Source organism: Pseudozobellia thermophila (genome assembly GCF_900141855.1).
GTDB classification, from domain to species: Bacteria; Bacteroidota; Bacteroidia; order Flavobacteriales; family Flavobacteriaceae; genus Pseudozobellia; species Pseudozobellia thermophila.
This window is the reverse complement of record NZ_FQYU01000010.1, coordinates 86561-105301: the sequence shown is the minus strand read 5'-3', so window position 1 is coordinate 105301 and position 18741 is coordinate 86561. Positions and strand designations below refer to the sequence as shown.

Annotated in this window: 14 protein-coding genes; 8 read left to right on the top strand and 6 right to left on the bottom strand. The window is 47.1% G+C overall.

Going from position 1 to position 18741, the window contains the following annotated elements:
- Window positions 1-37 precede the first annotated feature (37 nt).
- The 4 genes from BUB37_RS18295 to BUB37_RS18280 all read right to left on the bottom strand — a co-directional run bounded on the left by BUB37_RS18295 (window position 38) and on the right by BUB37_RS18280 (window position 2904).
- A complete protein-coding gene (locus tag BUB37_RS18295) occupies window positions 38-400 on the bottom strand; it encodes a DoxX family protein (RefSeq protein WP_072995275.1) in 363 nt (120 codons plus the stop codon).
- A gap of 33 nt (window positions 401-433) precedes the next feature.
- Window positions 434-1072 (bottom strand): MOSC domain-containing protein, encoded by a 639-nt coding sequence (locus tag BUB37_RS18290; RefSeq protein WP_072995274.1) that lies wholly within the window; start codon window positions 1070-1072, stop codon window positions 434-436.
- Between the two features lie 64 nt (window positions 1073-1136).
- Window positions 1137-1556 carry a hypothetical protein gene (locus BUB37_RS18285; protein WP_139278139.1) on the bottom strand — a complete coding sequence of 140 codons (420 nt, stop codon included), beginning with the start codon at window positions 1554-1556 and terminating at the stop codon, window positions 1137-1139.
- 241 nt (window positions 1557-1797) lie between these two features.
- Window positions 1798-2904 (bottom strand): helix-turn-helix domain-containing protein, encoded by a 1107-nt coding sequence (locus BUB37_RS18280; RefSeq protein ID WP_072995272.1) that lies wholly within the window; start codon window positions 2902-2904, stop codon window positions 1798-1800.
- A 299-nt stretch (window positions 2905-3203) separates the two neighbouring features.
- Between BUB37_RS18280 and BUB37_RS18275 the strand changes: the two genes are divergently transcribed.
- Together BUB37_RS18275 and BUB37_RS18270 are read left to right on the top strand one after the other, a co-directional pair.
- Window positions 3204-4802: a solute:sodium symporter family transporter gene (locus BUB37_RS18275; RefSeq protein WP_072995271.1), complete on the top strand. Its 1599-nt coding sequence runs from the start codon at window positions 3204-3206 to the stop codon at window positions 4800-4802.
- Between the two features lie 75 nt (window positions 4803-4877).
- Window positions 4878-5687 carry an inositol oxygenase family protein gene (locus tag BUB37_RS18270; protein WP_072995270.1) on the top strand — a complete coding sequence of 270 codons (810 nt, stop codon included), beginning with the start codon at window positions 4878-4880 and terminating at the stop codon, window positions 5685-5687.
- A 74-nt stretch (window positions 5688-5761) separates the two neighbouring features.
- Here the strand turns inward: BUB37_RS18270 and htpG are convergent, their stop codons facing one another.
- Window positions 5762-7651, bottom strand: a complete 1890-nt coding sequence (gene htpG, locus BUB37_RS18265) for a molecular chaperone HtpG (protein ID WP_072995269.1) — start codon at window positions 7649-7651, stop codon at window positions 5762-5764.
- A gap of 590 nt (window positions 7652-8241) precedes the next feature.
- Here htpG and BUB37_RS18260 point away from each other — a divergent pair.
- Together BUB37_RS18260 and BUB37_RS18255 are read left to right on the top strand one after the other, a co-directional pair.
- Window positions 8242-9249 carry a 3-oxoacyl-ACP synthase III family protein gene (locus tag BUB37_RS18260; protein WP_072995268.1) on the top strand — a complete coding sequence of 336 codons (1008 nt, stop codon included), beginning with the start codon at window positions 8242-8244 and terminating at the stop codon, window positions 9247-9249.
- Window positions 9250-9458: 209 nt separating this feature from the next.
- Entirely contained in the window at window positions 9459-9818 is a 360-nt protein-coding gene (locus tag BUB37_RS18255; RefSeq protein ID WP_072995267.1) for a CoA-binding protein, read from the top strand.
- Between the two features lie 75 nt (window positions 9819-9893).
- Here BUB37_RS18255 and BUB37_RS18250 read toward each other — a convergent pair whose 3' ends face one another.
- Entirely contained in the window at window positions 9894-11369 is a 1476-nt protein-coding gene (locus tag BUB37_RS18250; RefSeq protein ID WP_072995266.1) for a sodium:solute symporter, read from the bottom strand.
- Window positions 11370-11613: 244 nt separating this feature from the next.
- Here BUB37_RS18250 and BUB37_RS18245 point away from each other — a divergent pair, with 244 nt between their 5' ends.
- The 4 genes from BUB37_RS18245 to BUB37_RS18230 all read left to right on the top strand — a co-directional run bounded on the left by BUB37_RS18245 (window position 11614) and on the right by BUB37_RS18230 (window position 18561).
- Window positions 11614-14760 carry a SusC/RagA family TonB-linked outer membrane protein gene (locus tag BUB37_RS18245; RefSeq protein WP_072995265.1) on the top strand — a complete coding sequence of 1049 codons (3147 nt, stop codon included), beginning with the start codon at window positions 11614-11616 and terminating at the stop codon, window positions 14758-14760.
- A 26-nt stretch (window positions 14761-14786) separates the two neighbouring features.
- The gene (locus BUB37_RS18240) at window positions 14787-16322 is read left to right on the top strand and encodes a RagB/SusD family nutrient uptake outer membrane protein (protein ID WP_072995298.1); all 1536 of its coding nucleotides are present in this window, start codon (window positions 14787-14789) and stop codon (window positions 16320-16322) included.
- A 165-nt stretch (window positions 16323-16487) separates the two neighbouring features.
- A complete protein-coding gene (gene recR, locus BUB37_RS18235) occupies window positions 16488-17108 on the top strand; it encodes a recombination mediator RecR (protein ID WP_072995264.1) in 621 nt (206 codons plus the stop codon).
- 82 nt (window positions 17109-17190) lie between these two features.
- On the top strand, window positions 17191-18561 hold the full coding sequence (locus BUB37_RS18230) for a dihydrolipoamide acetyltransferase family protein (RefSeq protein ID WP_072995263.1): 1371 nt from the start codon (window positions 17191-17193) through the stop codon (window positions 18559-18561).
- The last annotated feature ends 180 nt before the right edge of the window (window positions 18562-18741 follow it).

Here is an 18741-nt window from a genome sequence, read left to right as displayed (position 1 = left end):
TAATTTTCGGAAATGACCTTCTTGATGGCCAAAAGACTTAGCCCAAATAAGTGTAAGCCCAGTACATAAGTACAAACTGGAGCAGTATACGCAAAACCAGCGACCATTTGGGCAGGCCCATGGATGCCTTCGGGGCGTGGAGCATATAAAAGTGGACCGGTAGAAAGGCGATAAGCATAAAAACGATACCGTAAAGAGCAGGTTTTTTAAGGGGTTCGAATAATAGGGCCATGCCGAGGAAGACCTCTGCCGCACCACTGGCATATACCAGCAATGTGGCCTTGGGCAGGTAGGGAGGAATTATTCTTTTGTAGATCTTGGGCCTGATGAAATGGTTCAGTCCGGCAACTACATACAATGTGGCCATAAGGTAATAATGCCAAGGTTCACTCAAATGCATAGCGATGCTTAAAGTAGGGCTGGGGCAAAGCGCCTAAACCCTAAGGTATTTTCTTAGTCTGTCTTTCTTGTACTGGGGTACCGAAGGGTTTTCCATAAATAAGGCAAGTATATCTTGGGGCTTTTCCTTAAGATATAGTAAGCGATAGAACTGTGCAACGGTAAGTTCGTTCCCAGAGGCTTCGACGAGCTCCAGGCGATCGCCTTTTTCGACCCATCCCTCTTCCAAAATACGAACGTAGGTACCTGGGCGGCCATATTCGATGAATTTTTTAAGAATGCCCTGGTCATTGAAACGGACCCCTAATTTGTAGCAGGGTTCCCGAGGTTGGGTGACCTGAACCATGGCCGTACCAATTCGGTATATATTGCCTACCCTTACCAAGGTTTCGTCAAGGCCTTCCACGGTCAGGTTTTCGCCGAACATGCCCCAGTCCCATTTGAGATCGGGATATTCTTTTTTCCAATGGGGGTAGTGCAAGGAAGAGAATAGGTAGCAGGCCTTGTTCGTACCCCCGTGGTGCACCCTGTCGATGATAGTGTCTTGGGAGACGTCTTCTTTTTGAAGTTGTATGGCCTCGGGTACGGGATATTTGAAGATTCCCGTCTTTTCTTCCTTGCCGTTCCAGGTAAAACTTACGGCTTGTCCTATATTGGTGGAAATTACATGCATTCCCAAAGATAAGAAAACATCTATTGCCTGTCGTTCAAATGAAGGGCGAACCCCTTTTTTGTTTTTAAAGGAAATCGGTTTTTATGTCCACATCACTGGTAAGGACTACGGGTAAAAATTCCATTACATGGATAAAAAGGGGACCTTCGCCAATGTTTTCCAGGTCGCGAACGGTGTCGTCGCCCAAGCAGGGAATATAACCGGTATCGCCCTTGGCGATCTTTATAAGTGAAATACACCCGTCGGAAGAACGGGTTACCGCCAGTCCGTCGGCCATGGCAACAAAGCTGTAATCGCGGTTTGTTTTGCGAAAACCCAATCTGTCGCCGGGTTGCAGAAATATTTCCCAGACCTTTATGGTATCATTTTCAAAAAGCAGAAGCTGGCCTAGGTTTTCCGATACCTTGTTTTTCCTTAATTCCAATAACCGAGAAGCTTCCCAAGGGTCAAAATTCCCGGCGGGGTTGAGTTCCTGATATATCATTTTCTTCTATTCTTAGGCGGGTGGGTATATTTACTTTGCTTGCATGTAAGTAAATTATGACTATCTATGTTGCAAATATGTATTAATAAAGAGCGGTAATCCCTTGTCGTTAAGGTCGAATTAGTCCTAATTTCCGATTTCAGAACCGATTGGGAATCTTCAAACGTTTTCGTTATGCCAAATAGGGCAAGGCTTGTGTGGAATTGAGGGGCTTGGCCCGCGACACTACCCCAAAGGTGGCCTATCTTAGGCCCTTGTATTTAAGTGGAGTGGTACCGGTCACTTTCTTGAACGCGGAGTAAAATGCGCTCTTACTGTGAAAGCCTACCTCTTGGCCGATGCCTTCGATACTCAATCGGTCCAGGTCTTTGTTTTTCAACAGGCCTTCGGCCTTTTGTACCCTTAATAGGTTGATGTAGGCATTAAAATTTTGGTTGCGTACCTTGTTGATGGCCGAAGAAATTCTTTTGGGATGGGAGTCGAGGTTTTCGGCCAGGTCGACCACGGTCAGTTCCTTATTGGTAAAACTCTCCGTTCGGATCAAGTACTCGTGTATCCTGTTCATTAACGTGATGAGTTTTTTTTCGGAAGGAAGGGCCATGGTGTTGAAGGCAAGTGCGGCATCATTGGCGAGTTCCGGGTCTTTCTTTAAGCTAATGACCGCCCTCACATTTTGTTGTTCGAAACCATGAAGTGCCGTCCAATAGATAAAGAGAAGGTCGAATGCCATAAAATAGGTCCGGGCAAAAAGACTATGGGGTACCGTTCTTGCCAATAGCGCATAAAGTATAAAGCCTATAATGGTATACACCAAGTAAGAGCGGGCCCTGGCCAGTTCCTTCAGGGCGACATAGGGCAAATTGCGATGAGCGATTACCTTGGGATTTCTCAGTATGTTCAGGGTGTACACGCCTACCCCAAGGCCGAACAGCCATAAAATTGTTCGGGAAGCTTCGTAAAGGGGCAAGGCCTCGAGCTCCACTTTCCTTTCATAAGGCAGGATATAGATAAGGCTTTGTGCGCCAAAGGCCACCAGACCGGGCAGGAGCAGCCACAATTTCCTTTTTCCCGATGAAAGCAAACCGGTATGTTGGATATAGAGGTAGAAAAGGGGAAAATAGAGGGAAAAAAATACAAAGGGCAAGAGATAGAGTTGGGGGTAGGGGTTGAAGGCCCCGAAGCCATCGAGAATGCGGGGGAGCATTGCCAACGAAAAAAGGATCAGCAATACGCTTAAAAATAAGGTGCTCTTGTATTTTGGCTTGTTGAGAATGATCAATAGTACACCTAGGGTCATTGCCTGTACAAAACCGATGGCCTCAAAAGCGGTGTAGATATCGAACTTCATTCGTTCCGGGATAATGGATGGTACGTACAAGTTAGGGATTATAGGACAGATTTTTCGATATGACAAAAATGGGGTGGTATTTTTATCGTTATAACAATAATTGTCGATAATGTTTTAAATAGTTGTAATAAATAGTTCAATTTCTTGGGTGTGTGGCAATTTGTAAGGCCTAAATTTTTAAGCTTCAATTGTTTAAGCAGGTATTTATGGCGATTGACGGAATGCTAGTTATGGGCGGGATGTTTTTATGAAAAAAGCAATAGCGCCACTATTTCAAAAAAATATTTACATTTATCGCTATGGCTTTATTCACTTTTATACTATTTACGGGATTTGTTGCATTTTACGCAACTTGGAAACTGAGGCGCGATAAACTCGATACCCAAGACGGATATTTTTTGGGAGGAAGGTCCTTGACCGGTATCGTCATTGCCGGCTCGCTGTTGCTTACCAATATCTCGACCGAACACTTGGTAGGGCTCAACGGTTCGGCCTATAGGAACGGGGCCATTATTATTGCCTGGGAGGTAACCTCGGCCATAGCCTTGGTGGTCGCCGCCCTTTACTTTGCCCCGCGATATTTGAAGATGGGCCTAACTACCATACCCCAGTTTTTGGAAAAAAGGTTTGACGGACTCACCCGTACCTTGATCGCCGTACTCTTGATATTCTCTTTTGTGGCCACCCTATTGCCCATCGTGCTCTATACGGGCGCCCTGAATATCGAAGCCATTTTTGAGATTTCGGATCTTCTGGGTGTAACCCAACAAGAAGGAATTTGGGTAACCATCTTGATCGTAGGTTCCATTGGCGCCGTGTACGCCATTTTTGGAGGGTTGAAAATGGTGGCCTATACCGATACCATCAACGGGTTTGGATTACTGGTCGCGGGTTTGCTGGTGCCTATTCTGGCTTTGTTGAGCATAGGGGACGGCAACCTTTTCGAGGGATTCGGCAAGGTTTTTCAGAACAGTCCGGAAAAATTTAACGTGGTCAGCAAGGAGTCGGGGGTGGGCGAGGGTGCCCGTACCGCCATCCTGCCTTTCGAGGTACTGTTCACGGGCTTTATGCTCAACCAAATCTACTTCTGGTGTATGCACCAGTCGATCATTCAAAGGGTACTTGGCGCGGTAAACCTCAAAGAGGCCCAAAAGGGACTTTTGTTTACGGGGCTGTTGAAAATTCTGGTGCCCCTCGTTGTGGTTTTGCCCGGGCTGATCGGCTATTATTATTTCGGGGAGAGTCTTTACGACAATCCGGACAGCGTCTATCCCCTTTTGGTCAAGAAGGTTTTGCCCCTATGGTTGACGGGTTTTTTTGTCGCCGTTATGATGGGGGCCATATTGAGTACCTTCAATAGTGCCCTTAACAGCGCCGCCACGCTTTTTAGTTTGGGCATCTACAAGCGGTATATCAATAAAAATACGAGTGACGGGAAATTGGTTGCCATGGGCAAATGGACCTCAGCCGTATTGGCGGTATTCGCCATAGGTATTGCCCCCTTCGTTGCCAGTGCCCCTGAAGGACTCTATCAGCTCTTGCAGCAGTTGAACGGTATATTCTTTATTCCGATCGCGAGCGTCATCATCGCGGGGTTCCTGTTTCCAAAGGTATCGGCCTCCGGTGCCAAGGCCGGCTTGTTGTTCGGATTGGTTTTTTATGTAGTGGCCGATTATGTGGTCAAGGTGCCCCTACATTTTGTCCATATCTGGGGAATCGAGTTTGTCTTGAACATAATAGTGATGCATATCGTTTCGGCCCTCATGAAAAAGGACGAAAAATTTGTAATGACCGACGCCGGCGTATTGGATCTAAAGCCTTGGAAGTACGCCCGTCACTTTAGCGTAGTATTGATTATGTGTGCAATTATTTTGTACATTGTACTGGGAAATGTTTGATAATTAGAGGGTGTTGGTCTTATCTAGGGCCTTTTTTAGCGTAAGACAATCCTGCTTTAACTTGAAACTTAAACAATGGAAAAGACATTTAGAAACTATGAGGCCGTCGATGTTTCGGCAGCGGTTAAGGAACATTATCGTAAAATGAGAACAAAGCAAACGGTCGATTACGTGCAGCGTATGCACAAAAAGTACCTGACCTTTGACAAGCCAATGCCCTTGTTCGAGGCCATGGCCCATCTTAACAAGCTGATAGACGTTAGCGATCCCGATCTCGATTTGCCCAATGTACAGCACTTGATACAAAGCGCTGAGGCGTTAAGGGCCGATAATAGGCCCGATTGGATGCAGTTAACGGGACTTATCCACGACCTGGGGAAGGTCATGTTCCTATGGGGAAGCGACGAGGACGGTACCAGCCAAGATGAACAATGGGGTACGGTAGGCGATGTCTTTGTAGTCGGATGCGCCTTGCCGGATACCTGTGTATACCCTGAGTTTAATGCGCTGAACCCCGATATGGCCGATCCCCGTTACAACACCCCGACAGGTATGTATGAAGAGGGGTGCGGACTGGATAATTTGACATTGGCCTGGGGGCACGATGAGTACTTGTACCGAGTGCTTGCCAATCATAAGGAAAACACCCTGCCCGAAGAGGCGATGGTAATGATCCGATATCATTCTTTCTACCCCTGGCATACGGGAGGTAGTTATAAGGAACTGTTGTGCGACAAAGACGAAAAGTACCTTGAGATCATCAAAGACTTCAACAAATACGATTTGTATACCAAGAGCCAAAAAGTGTACGATCTTGATGAGGTAATCGACTACTATAGGCCGATAGCCGAGAAATATTTGGGCACAGGGCCCATTTATTGGTAATGATCAATAAAATAAGGCAATAAAAAAGCTCCGGATTTCCGGAGCTTTTTTGTTTTGACTTCCTCGATAACAAGCTATTTTACCATTTCATAGCTTCTTTTGATAAACTCGGTGAGTTCTTGCCCTTTGAGCAGGCCTTTTGACAGTTTGGCCAAATCGATGGACTGGTTGATCAAACGTTCCCGTTTTTTGGCGGTCTTGGTGTTAAGGATCTCGCCCACCAGCTCGTGGTTGGTGTTTACGACGATGTTGTACATGTCGGGCATGTTCCCCATGCCGAACATTCCGCCGCCGCCCGTTTGCTGCATTTCCTTCATCCTTCTCATGAATTCGGGCTCGGTGATGATGAACGGTGAGGCATCACTGTCCATGGCCTCCAGTTGTACGGTATAGTTTTTATCGTCGATGACTTCCTCCAAATTGGCCTTGAGTTTCTCTTTTTCCTCGTCCGATAATTTGGAGATTTGCGTGTCCTCCTTTTTGATCAGGTTGTCTATGTGGTCGGCATCCACACGGGCAAAGGAAATTTTTTCCTTCGAAGTTTCGAGCTTTTGCATCAAATGGCTGATAATGGGCGAGTCTAAGAGTAGAACTTCGTAGCCCTTGGCCTTGGCCGCCTCAATGTAACTGTGCTGGGCCTCTTTGTCGGATGCGTAAAGAATAACCAATTTATCGTCTTTGTCGGTCTGCTTGTCCTTTATTTTTTCCTGTAGTTCTTCGAATGTAAAGTAGTCGCCGTCTACCGTGGGATACAATGCAAATTTGTCAGCTTTTTCGAAGAATTTTTCTTCGGACAGCATTCCGTATTCGATGACGATTTTAATGTCGTTCCATTTTTTCTCAAAATCTTCGCGGTTGTTCTTGAACAAAGAGTTGAGCTTGTCGGCCACTTTTCTGGTGATGTAGGAAGATATTTTCTTTACCGCACCATCGGCCTGCAAATACGAACGGGAAACGTTCAAGGGGATGTCGGGCGAATCGATGACCCCCCGGAGCATGGTAAGGAACTCGGGTACGATGCCCTCGACGTTGTCGGTTACGAAAACCTGGTTTTGGTAAAGTTGGATCTTGTCTTTCTGAATGTTGAGGTCGTTGGTCAGCTTGGGGAAATACAGGATTCCCGTAAGGTTGAATGGGTAGTCGACATTCAAGTGAATATGAAAAAGAGGCTCTTCGAACTGCATGGGGTACAGTTCCCTGTAGAACTCCTTGTAATCCTTGTCCTCTAGGTCTGTGGGCTGCTTGGTCCACGCAGGGTTGGGGTTGTTGATGATGTTGTCGACCTCTTTTGTGGGGGCGGGATCGTCTTCCTTGGCACCTTCGGGCTTTGGAAGCGTTTCGGTTCTTGTGCCGAATTTGATCGGTATGGGCATAAACTTGTTGTACTTGCGCAACAGTTCGCTTATGCGGTTCTCTTCGAGAAATTCGGTGGAGTCTTCGGCTATGTGGAGTACAATTTCCGTACCCCGGTCCTTTTTATCGGCCTTGCCCAAGGTGAACTCGGGAGAACCGTCGCAGGTCCAGTGAACCGCCTCGGCATCTTCCTTAAAGCTCTTGGTGAAGATTTCCACTTTGTGGGCCACCATAAAGGCCGAGTAAAAACCAAGGCCGAAATGACCGATGATTCCGGCATCCTTGGCACCGTCCTCGTATTTGTTCAAAAATTCCTCGGCTCCCGAAAATGCCACTTCGTTGATATACTTCTCCACTTCGTCTTGGGTCATACCTATACCTTGGTCGATAATGTGAAGTTTTTTGCCCTCTTTGTCGACTTTGACCTCGATTATGGGGTTTCCGTAATCTACCTTGGCTTCGCCTATGGAGGTCAAATGTTTTAGTTTCAAGGTCGCATCCGTTGCATTGGATATCAATTCCCTGAGAAAAATTTCGTGGTCACTGTACAAAAATTTCTTGATCAGCGGAAAAATGTTGTCTACCGAAACATTGATTTTACCTGTAGCCATAAGTTGTTGTTTTTATGTCCCTCTTCGGAACCCTATGCAAATTTGTTCTGTTTATTTAATTCCCGTTAAGGCATACTTCGCCTTGTTTGGTAATTGCCTAGGTCAAAAAAAATACCAGAGAGTAAGATAGTGACAAACTGACACCTTGGAAGCCGCATATAGCCTTGATTTCTAAATTGTTTAATTTTTATTTAAAAAAGTTAAACAAAAATTGTATATTTGATTGTGGTGATATAAAAATGGCTATGAAAAAGTAAATAGGTATTACCATGTGCTGATTATTTATTGGTTAGGTTGTTTGCAAACGTGCCTCCTTATGCAGGGGGCACGTTTTTATTTTGGTCCATTAAGGCGTTTATCGGTTGAAGGGGCGTCGGAAGTCTACTGGTAGGTAGCAGGGTGTCGGAGTGCCGCCAAGCATATAGGTAAAGTCGTTCAATTATTGTTTATCTTACTTGTCGGTATTTGTGGAATTAGTAAAAATATACCCCTACTTTTGCTTTTCAAGATCTAATGTTGTTTTTTAAGGCAATATTTTAACAAAGGGACTGTGTGGCCCTTACTACTGATAACCATTTGATAACTTAATTATGTACAATTCAAAAATAACCGGTCTAGGTTATTATGTTCCCGACAACGTAGTTACCAACAATGATTTGGCGCAAGTTATGGATACCAGCGACGAGTGGATCCAAGAGCGAACCGGTATAAAGGAAAGAAGGCACGTAGTGCCCGAAAAGGACACGACCACCACTATGGGGGTCAAGGCGGCCAAGGTGGCTATCGAAAGGGCGGGAATCGACAAGGATGAAATCGATTTTATCGTATTCGCCACCCTGAGTCCCGATTACTATTTTCCCGGCCCGGGGGTCTTGGTGCAACGCGACCTGGGCATCAAGACCGTAGGGGCACTCGATGTGAGAAACCAATGTTCGGGTTTTGTTTATGCTTTGTCCGTGGCCGATCAGTATATCAAAAGTGGCATGTACAAAAATGTTTTGGTCATCGGTTCCGAACTTCACTCCAGGGGGCTGGATATGACCACAAGGGGCAGGGCGGTATCGGTAATTTTTGGTGATGGTGCCGGGGCGGCCGTCTTGAGTAGGGAAGAGGATACCGCCAAGGGTGTCTTGTCTACCCACCTGCATTCCGAAGGGCAGCACGCCGAGGAGCTGTCGCTTATCGCCCCTGGTATGGGGAAACGATGGGTGACCGATATCTTAAGGGACAATGATCCCGATGACGAATCGTATTACCCGCACATGAACGGACAGTTTGTCTTTAAAAATGCGGTGGTGCGCTTTAGCGAGGTTATCGTGGAAGGACTTAAGGCAAATGGGCTTCAAGCCTCCGATATCGATCTATTGGTTCCCCATCAAGCCAATCTGCGTATCTCGCAGTTCATACAAAAACAGTTTAAGTTGGGCGATGACCAGGTCTACAACAACATTATGAAGTACGGTAACACGACCGCGGCGTCGATACCTATCGCCCTTACCGAAGCCTGGGAAGCAGGGCGGGTCAACGAGGGGGATCTAGTGGTCTTGGCGGCCTTCGGAAGTGGATTCACCTGGGGAAGCGCCATAATTAGGTGGTAATGGGTCTGTGCGTACAAAAAAACGAAACCCCGATGTCTCCATCGGGGTTTCTGTCATTGACTCCGCTATACTAAACACTAACCATTAACTATAAATTACAGCTTCATCAACGACCTATATTGTCAATCGGTAATTGGTCACTTATAAATAGACGGTCCGATGTTATAAAAGTTACAGACTTTAGTAAACTTTAACACTCATAACCCACGATGAAAAAAACATTAGTACTTGGTGCTTCAATCAAACCAAACCGTTACAGCCATATTGCGGTCAATCGCCTTTTAGACCATCAAATCGATACCGTAGCCTTTGGTTTGCAGCAAGGGAAAATTAGAAAGGTACAAATAAAGACCAATTTTGATGATTTTCAAAATGTTCATACCATTACTTTGTATATTTCGCCAAAACACCAATCGGGGTATATCGATAAAATCTTACACTTAGCTCCGAAACGGGTTATTTTTAATCCGGGCACCGAAAATCCTGAATTGTACGAAATACTTGATAATAAGGGGGTTGAAGTGTTGGAGGCCTGCACTTTGGTACTTTTGGCAACCGGACAGTACTGATTTTTTGGCCAAAAACCACGTGCGATTTTTCGGATGCAAATTTAACATTGCAAGGGCAGTGCGAAACCGGGGGTGTTAGATCGCCTCCACTTGCCCTTTATCGCGTATGAACCAAAGGCCGATAAAGGTAAGTAGCCCGTTTATGGGCAGTAGTTCGTAACCGATCTGGTAACCTCCCAAGGAGCTGGCCGGTATCGAGGCGATTGCATAAATAATTCCGACAACCGAAACGGCCACGATCCATACGTATTTGTCCTTTAACCTGTACTTGGTAAAAATGCCAAAGGTAAAGAGGCCCAACAAGGGGCCGTAGGTATAGGTGGCCACTTGCAGCAATCCGTCGATGACGTTGGTGTCGAGAATATGTTTGAACAAAATTACGACCAATATGAGCAATAGGCTCATAACGACATGGGTGGTTTTTCGTATCTTTTTTTGTTGGTCTTGCGGCTTTTTGTCGATGTTCAAAAAATCGACGCAGAACGAGGTGGTCAGGGAGGTCAGGGCACTATCGGCACTGCTATAGGCGGCGGCGATCAGGCCCAGGATAAAGGTTACGGCCACCACGATTCCCAAACCGCTGTTCAGGGCGATCTCGGGAAAGAGCAGGTCCGATTTTGCCTGGCCGTTCATCATGGGGGTGGCGATTCCGAAGCGGTCGGCGTAAATGAACAAGAGGGCTCCCAGCAATAAGAAGATAAAGTTCACGACGATGAGCACCAAGCTGAGCGATACCACATTCTTTTGGGCATCCTTTAAGGAGCGGCAGGTAAGGTTTTTTTGCATCATGTCCTGGTCGAGTCCGGTCATACAAATAGTGATGAACATTCCCCCTAGAAAAGACTTTATAAAGTGGTTTTTTTCAAATAGGTCATCAAAGAACAACATCTTGCTGTAGGTTTTCAATTCGTCGGAAGCCAAAAATTCGGGCAGGGTCCAATCGAGCTTTTGGTTGATGAAGTAAATGGACAGTCCTACGGACAACAACATAAATGTTGTCTGCAGGGTGTCGGTCCACACAATAGTCTTTATTCCCCCCCTAAAGGTATAGACCCAAATAAGCAAAATGGAGAGGATTACGGTTACTTCGAACCGGACCCCTAGGTCGTCAAAAACAAATTGTTGCAGTACGATGGCTACCAAAAACAAGCGGAAGGAGGCCCCGAGTACCCGGGAAATGAAAAAGGAAACGGCGCCCACCTTGTAACTGATGGTGCCAAAGCGTTTTTCGAGGTATTCGTAGATCGAGGTGACGTTCAGGTTGTAGTATATGGGCAAAAGAATATAGGCGATGACCAAGTACCCCGCCAAATACCCGAACACGACCTGCATATAGCTGAACTCCGAACTGGCTACCCATCCGGGTACCGAAATAAAGGTGACTCCCGAAAGGGAGGCCCCCACCATACCAAAGGCTACGAGATACCAGGGGGAGGACTTCCCGGCCTTAAAAAAATCGATGTTTGAATCGTTCTTGCCCGTAAAGTAGGAAATGGACAGGAGCAATAAAAAATAGGCCCCGATAAGAAATAGAATATGGATGGCGGTCATAAAACTGAAATTTCGGCGAAAAGTACAAAAAGTTGATTTGTGGTCATGGTAAAGCTTTTGAGTAATTTGTAAAATTTGCTTTTCAAATTTTCAATTTTTTTAATAAGATGTTTATATCAAAATATTGTTTATAATTCATAGTGTTTTAACAATTATTTAACTTTAACTCGTAACCTTCAGCAGTTAGAAACCCTATTTTCACGTGTTAATTTATGTTAACGCTAAACTATAATGAAACTAAATTATGAGGGGAACATTTTTTAAAAGTCTTTTACTGGCCGTTGCTTTTTTGTGCTACGGTCTTGGTAGGGCGCAAACGATCAGTGGCAACGTTTCGGATGAAACAGGTCCCTTGGCGGGGGCTAACGTTGTAGTGAAGGGTACCACAAACGGTACGCAAACCGATTTCGACGGTAATTTTACCATTGGCAATGTAAGTGAAGACGCTACATTGGTAATCAGCTATATCGGTTATAAGTCTTCTGAAATCAAAATTAACGGGAGATCCGCAATCGATGTAGTTCTTGAACAGGATGCGGCAGAATTGGAAGAGGTGGTGCTTATCGGCTATGGTAGCCAAAGAAAGTCCGACCTAACGGGGGCCGTCGGTCAAGTCGATGCCGAGGAACTTCAAGAACGGCCGGTACAGTCCTTAAACCAGTCCTTGGCCGGTAGAATAGCCGGTGTGCAGGTCAATACCAACTCAGGTCGACCAGGGGGAAAGACCAATGTAAGAATCAGGGGGTTTAGTTCCATCAATTCCTCGAACAACCCGCTATACGTGGTCGATGGGGTGCAATTGCCCCAGGGCAACCTGGATCAATATAGTTCGGCAATAGATTTCTTGAACCCCAACGATGTCGTGTCGATCGAGGTGCTCAAAGATGCCTCTTCGACGGCAATCTATGGGGCAAGGGGAGCCAATGGGGTGATATTGGTGACCACAAAGCGAGGCAGGGCCGGCCAGGGCAGGATCAGCTATAACGTCGAATACAACGTCAAGGAATTTGGCCCTAACAAAGCGGAGGTGCTCAATGCCGAAGAATACCTGATGGTCGAACAACTATCATGGGAAAACTCGGCCAAGTTCGATCCCGAGGGTTGGGCTGCGGGCAACTATGCCCAGTACGAGCCCAGGTTAAAAAGGGCCGACCCCTTGATAGCACCTTTGTTCGACAGCGACGGCAATCCGCTCTACGACACCGACTGGTCTAAGGAGGTTCGGCAACACAGGCTTTCGCAAAACCACCAACTGGGCTTTTCGGGGGGCAACGAAAGAACGACCTATGCACTTTCGCTAGGTATAAACGACGAGCAAGGCCTCCTTAAGAATACCTATTTGAAACGCTACTCCGGAAGGTTTTCCATTGACGACCAGATAAAGGACTGGGTGAAGATCGGGGGGACCCTTAGTTACAACTACCAAACGGAAAACTTGGCCGATACCAATGACCAAGTGCCGCGTAGAATGGTGGAGGATTTTCCTTTTTTGCCCGTTAGGTACCCGGCAGGGCACCCTAAGGAAGGGATTTTTGCAGATAATAGGGATTATCCCTTTGCCGAAGGAACCTTTAGTTCGGTGCATCGCCTCGATGGACAGCAATACATATTGAATACCCAAACGGCATCGGGCAGCGCCTATACGAACATCAATTTTACCGATGAACTACAGATGCGTACCGTGGTAGGGGCAAACGTTATTACACAGGAGAATCCCGAATTTCGTGATGCTACCTTGGCCGGCAATAGCCAGGCCTATGCTTCGTCGAGCAGCAATAAGGAAATCTTCTGGTCGGTCGAAAATTACCTTACTTATGATAAACAGATCAATGAAAACAATTCGTTGACGGCTTTATTGGGACTCTCATGGCAGCAGTCGAACTCGTACTTTTTCAGCGCCGAGGCCAATAATTTTCCTACCGATTATTTTGGGTATAATAACCTTGGTGCCGGTTCCAATAACATTCGTGTGGGGTCAAACTCGCAAAGGGAGGCCTTGAACTCGTATTTCGGTAGGGTCAATTACAACCTCTACGGCAAGTATCTTTTTACCGTTACCGGTAGGGCCGACGGTTCTTCAAAATTCGGGGACAACAACAAATTTTCCTTCTTTCCTTCGGCCGCAGTGGCATGGCGGGTCTCCGATGAGGACTTTTTAAAGGACAGTGAAACGATCTCGAACCTGAAGCTGCGAACCAGTTATGGGGTTACGGGTAACTCCGAAATTCCACCCTATTCCTCTTTGTCGCTGTTGAGTTCAAACTATCAGACCATTTGGGGAGGCAACCTGGTCGGGGGTACGGGCTTGAACCGACTCGAGAACCCTGATCTAAAATGGGAAAAAACGGCACAATACGATTTGGGCCTCGAAGTGGGCTTGTTCAACAACCGTATCGCCATAGAGGCCGATGTGTATTACAGAAAGACCACCGACATGCTATTGGATGCCCCTGTTCCCCAGTCCAGCGGCTATACCACCATTCGAAGAAACGTGGGGTCAATGGAAAACAAGGGCTTGGAGATTTCGCTGAATACCGTTAACGTGGCTCTTGAAGATTTCAATTGGAACACCAATTTCAATATCTCGATGAACCGTAACAAGGTGCTTTCACTGGCTACGCCATCCGATATTTTCGGAGTGGGAGGCCCGGGAATCACCAATGAGACCAATATCATCCGAGTAGGGGAGCCGGTCGGGTCCTTCTGGGGGCTAACGCGATTGGGCGTTTGGGGAACCGATGAGGCCGATGAGGCCGCGAGCTTTGTAAGTTATCGAAACGGACTCACCTTGTTGCCGGGTGATATCAAGTACAAGGATTTTAACGGGGACAAGATCATAAACGATGAGGATAGGAGTATCATCGGCAACGGATATCCCACCGCTTCGGGCAGTCTTATCAACAACTTTACCTATAAGGGGCTCGACCTGACCATAGACCTTCAGTATTCCTGGGGCAACGATGTAATGGATATGAACCTGCACTCAAGTGAAGATCGGCAGGCATTGGCCAATAGCTATAGAACGGTCTTGAATGCGTGGACCCCTGATAACCAAAACACCATGATCGCCCAAGTGCGCGACACACGCGCCGGTTATGTTACGAACGTCGATTCGCACTGGATCAAGGATGGCTCTTTTTTAAGGGGGAGAAACCTGATCTTGGGCTATTCCTTTCGGCCCGACTTGTTGGAGAGGCTGTACCTGAACAAGTTAAGGGTGTACGCATCGACCCAGAACTTCTTTTTGTGGGTCAACGACGAACTGATCGGGGATCCCGAAGTATCCCCTATTCGAGGAGGAGAGGGCAATAACGTATTTTCACAGGGCATGAAATGGCACGAGTACCCAAGGGCGACCACCTTTGTACTCGGTCTTCAGGTAGGGATTTAATGGTTAAAATATTTAAAGTGTATATCATGAAAATAAATATAAAATATAATACAGGTAAGATCATCGGGTTTGCCGTTTTGTTGTTGGGGGCCATGGGCTGCTCTGACTTTTTAGAGGAGCAAGACCCTTCAAATTTACAGCCCGAAAGCTTTTATACTACGGCCACCCATGCAGAGTCGGCAATAGCTGCGGTATATGCCGATGCAAGGTTTGTCGGTAATGGGGCGGGTATTTTTTCGTCGAACTGGCAATTTTTGTTGGCGCCTACCGGTACCACGACCACCGAAACGGCCCAGAATTCCGATTTGAACAACCTCTATTCGCTGTCGTACGATGCCAATACGCTTCATGTAAGAAACTGGTGGAGGGGAATTTACAAGGTAATCGCAAATGCCAATTTGGTGCTTGAGAACGTTCCTGGTATCGATATGGACGAGGCCCAAAGGGACAAAATTTTGGGAGAGGCAAGGTTTTTAAGGGCCTGGGCCTACTTTTATGCCGTGCGCATTTGGGGCGATGTGCCTTTGATTACCCTGCCGCAAAGTGCCACTTCGGAGGATTTCTTTCCCGAAAGGTCTTCGCAACAAGAAGTGTACTCCTTGATCGTAACCGATCTTACGGAGGCGGAAGGGGCAGGATTGCCATGGACGGATGAGTCCGGAAGGGTATCCCAGGCGGCCGTAAAGACCTTATTGGCAAAAGTGTATTTGACCATGGCGGGGGAGCCATTGAACGAAACTGCCCGTTATGCGGATGCAGCGGCCAAGGCCAAGGAAGTTATAGACAATGCAGGGCCCATTCGCTTGTTCGATAGCTATTTGGAGGTGCATGATGAAACCTTGAACAACATGGGGGAGCATATCTTTAGCCTGCAGTACAACGATTTGGTGGCAAGCAATCCCATGGGGAACATGTTTCCCAATTTTCAGCCCGTAACCTATCGCGGGCCCTCAGGTACGGGGAGCACCATTCCGCAGATCGATTTTTATGATTCTTTCGACGATACCGACCTGAGAAAGCAAAACCGGGAAGGATGGTTCTATACCAGTTATTTTGAAAACGGAAGCGGGGAACTCTTTGATTTGGGCAAACCCTATATCTTTAAGCACTTTAACGTCATTGCTAACGGTACCCAAGGGGTGGAGGGTACTGCGAAGGATAACCTGAACCTGCCTATTTTTAGGTATGCCGAAGTGCTTTTGATCTATGCCGAGGCCGAAAACGAGGCCAATGGCCCCGGTCAGGCGGCCTATGACGCCCTTAAGGCCATTAGGGACCGCGCACAGTTGGATACGCCCGCCCTTGCTTCGTTCGACAAGCAAACCTTTAGGGAGGCGGTATGGACCGAACGATGGCACGAGCTTTGCTTTGAATTGAAAATCTGGTTCGATATGGTGCGCCTTAAAAAAGTGTACAATAGTACGACGGGGGCCTTCGACGATTTTGTGGGGCATGTAAACCTCAATTCCGATCAGGCGCTCCAAGAAAAGCACCTCTTGTTTCCCTTGCCCGAACAAGAAATCATTAACAATCCCGGCCTGACCCAAAACCCAGGGTACTAACGACTTGGGGCTTTATTGCCGGTGCAAGGTTTCTGTACGGGCAAGTAAAAAGCGGGGCCTAGCCCCGCTTTTTTATGTATTGACCGCTTGGGAGACAGGTCAAAATACGGCCAACCCATGCCAGAACACGCATAAAGTTGTAATTTTGTCTCGAAAATTGATCAAATGGATTTTTCCTCAAAGCTTCTGGAAAATGCGGTATACGAGATGTCGCAACTACCGGGTATCGGCAAACGCACGGCCTTGCGGCTGGTACTGCATTTGCTCAAACAGCCTGAAGACCAAACAAGTAGGTTGGCCTTGGCCCTGGAAAATTTAAGGAAGGAAATCAAATTTTGCGAGAATTGCCACAATATCTCCGATGTCGCCCTATGCGAAATCTGCTCGAATCCGCGGCGTGACAAAAGCATGGTCTGTGTAGTCGAAGATATCAGGGATGTCATGGCCATAGAAAATACAAGCCAATATAAAGGCCTGTACCACGTTTTAGGGGGGAAGATTTCCCCGATGGAAGGGGTAGGGCCACAGGACCTGACCATCGCTTCCCTGGTAAAGAAGGTCAAGCTAGGCGAGATCAAAGAGCTTATTTTTGCACTGAGTTCGACCATGGAGGGCGATACCACCAATTTTTACATTTATAAACAGTTGGAGGGGGTGCCGGTGAAAACCTCCACTATAGCTAGGGGGATAGCGGTAGGCGATGAATTGGAATATGCCGATGAGGTTACCTTGGGGAGGAGTATCTTGAATCGCATTCCCTTCGAAAATTCCTTAAAGGCGAACTAGTAAATATGGTAAGTATAATTTTTGGCCGTATTTTTTGGTATTTTTGCATAAAATTTAAATAATTCAAGTACAAAATAGGAATATGTCAAAGTTTGAATTGAAATTGCCACGCATGGGAGAGAGTGTTGCCGAAGCGACTTTAACCACATGGCTTAAAGAGGTTGGTGATACTGTTGAATTGGATGAGCCTATTTTTGAGATAGCTACGGATAAGGTAGATTCAGAGGTGCCCAGCGAAGTGGAGGGCGTGTTGGTGGAAAAGCTTTTTGAGGTCGACGATGTGGTCAAGGTAGGCCAGACTGTGGCCATTATAGAGGTTGAGGGCGATGTGGATATGCCCCAGCTTGACGGGGAGGCCCAAACGATAGGTGAGGATGGCACGGCAGTGGCCGAAGCCGCGGTGGCCGTCGCCAAAAGTGTCGAAGTGGCCAAGGAAACCGTTTCGTCCCCCGTACAGGTAGGGACTGCTTCAGGTTCTTCGGAACGGTTTTATTCGCCCTTGGTCAAGAATATAGCCAAGCAAGAGGGCATTTCCATGGCCGAGCTTGACACCATCGAAGGTACGGGCAAAGAGGGCAGGGTCACTAAAAACGATATCTTGGCCTATGTCGGGAAGAGAAAGCAAGGAACGCCCGAGGTCAAGGTACAGCCCGTAGTGGCGCCCAAAGTGAAGCAGGCTGTCGATCGGGAAAGCTCACCGAAAGGGACGGATCGTTTTGCCACAACGCCTCCTACCAGTACCGATCAAGGTGAAATAATAGAAATGAGCCGCATGGGCAAGCTCATTGCCAAGCATATGACCGAAAGTGTGGCCACTTCTGCGCACGTACAGAGCTTTATCGAGGTCGATGTGACCAAGGTGGTCAATTGGCGCAACTCCGTTAAGGAGGGCTTTGAAAAGCGGGAAGGGGAGAAGCTTACCTTTACCCCGATCTTTATGGAGGCCGTGGCCATAGCCCTGAAAAAATATCCGATGATGAATATTTCTGTCGATGGCGACAGGGTGATCAAAAAGAAAAATATCAATATTGGAATGGCCACTGCCTTGCCCGATGGCAATTTGATCGTTCCGGTCATTAAAAATGCCGATCAGTTGAATTTGGTGGGCATGGCGAAAGTGGTCAACGACTTGGCCGTTAGGGCCCGAGAGAACAGGTTGAAGCCCGACGAGGTGAAAGACGGTACCTATACCGTTACCAATGTCGGTACCTTTGGCAGTGTCTTCGGTACGCCGATCATCAACCAACCGCAGGTGGGCATCCTGGCCTTGGGGGCCATTCGTAAGATGCCTTCGGTCATCGAGACGGAAGAAGGTGATTTTATCGGTATTCGCAGTAAAATGTATTTGTCCCATAGCTACGACCATAGGGTGGTAAACGGTGCCCTGGGCAGCATGTTCATCAAATCCGTGGCCGATTATCTCGAGGCTTGGGATGTCGAAAGGGAAATCTAAAAAAACAAAGACGACCTGTTGGGCGTCGTAGCGATTGGGGGCGGCCGTGCCTTATGCCTCCGGTCGAGGTGCCCTCGATCTCGTGTCCTTGTACCCTATTTGGGGCAGCGGCCCAACTTGTGTCCGGATAATTAAAAAAGGTTTGTTTTTCCCTGATCTGCCTTAAAGGTTATCTTTGCG

Excerpts from the sequence above, each read along its gene's own strand:
- BUB37_RS18295 (WP_072995275.1), bottom strand. The coding sequence starts at position 400 with ATGCATTTGAGTGAACCTTGGCATTATTACCTTATGGCCACATTGTAT.
- BUB37_RS18290 (WP_072995274.1), bottom strand. The coding sequence starts at position 1,072 with ATGCATGTAATTTCCACCAATATAGGACAAGCCGTAAGTTTTACCTGG.
- BUB37_RS18285 (WP_139278139.1), bottom strand. The coding sequence starts at position 1,556 with ATGATATATCAGGAACTCAACCCCGCCGGGAATTTTGACCCTTGGGAA.
- BUB37_RS18280 (WP_072995272.1), bottom strand. The coding sequence starts at position 2,904 with ATGAAGTTCGATATCTACACCGCTTTTGAGGCCATCGGTTTTGTACAG.
- BUB37_RS18275 (WP_072995271.1), top strand. The coding sequence starts at position 3,204 with ATGGCTTTATTCACTTTTATACTATTTACGGGATTTGTTGCATTTTAC.
- BUB37_RS18270 (WP_072995270.1), top strand. The coding sequence starts at position 4,878 with ATGGAAAAGACATTTAGAAACTATGAGGCCGTCGATGTTTCGGCAGCG.
- htpG (WP_072995269.1), bottom strand. The coding sequence starts at position 7,651 with ATGGCTACAGGTAAAATCAATGTTTCGGTAGACAACATTTTTCCGCTG.
- BUB37_RS18260 (WP_072995268.1), top strand. The coding sequence starts at position 8,242 with ATGTACAATTCAAAAATAACCGGTCTAGGTTATTATGTTCCCGACAAC.
- BUB37_RS18255 (WP_072995267.1), top strand. The coding sequence starts at position 9,459 with ATGAAAAAAACATTAGTACTTGGTGCTTCAATCAAACCAAACCGTTAC.
- BUB37_RS18250 (WP_072995266.1), bottom strand. The coding sequence starts at position 11,369 with ATGACCGCCATCCATATTCTATTTCTTATCGGGGCCTATTTTTTATTG.
- BUB37_RS18245 (WP_072995265.1), top strand. The coding sequence starts at position 11,614 with ATGAGGGGAACATTTTTTAAAAGTCTTTTACTGGCCGTTGCTTTTTTG.
- BUB37_RS18240 (WP_072995298.1), top strand. The coding sequence starts at position 14,787 with ATGAAAATAAATATAAAATATAATACAGGTAAGATCATCGGGTTTGCC.
- recR (WP_072995264.1), top strand. The coding sequence starts at position 16,488 with ATGGATTTTTCCTCAAAGCTTCTGGAAAATGCGGTATACGAGATGTCG.
- BUB37_RS18230 (WP_072995263.1), top strand. The coding sequence starts at position 17,191 with ATGTCAAAGTTTGAATTGAAATTGCCACGCATGGGAGAGAGTGTTGCC.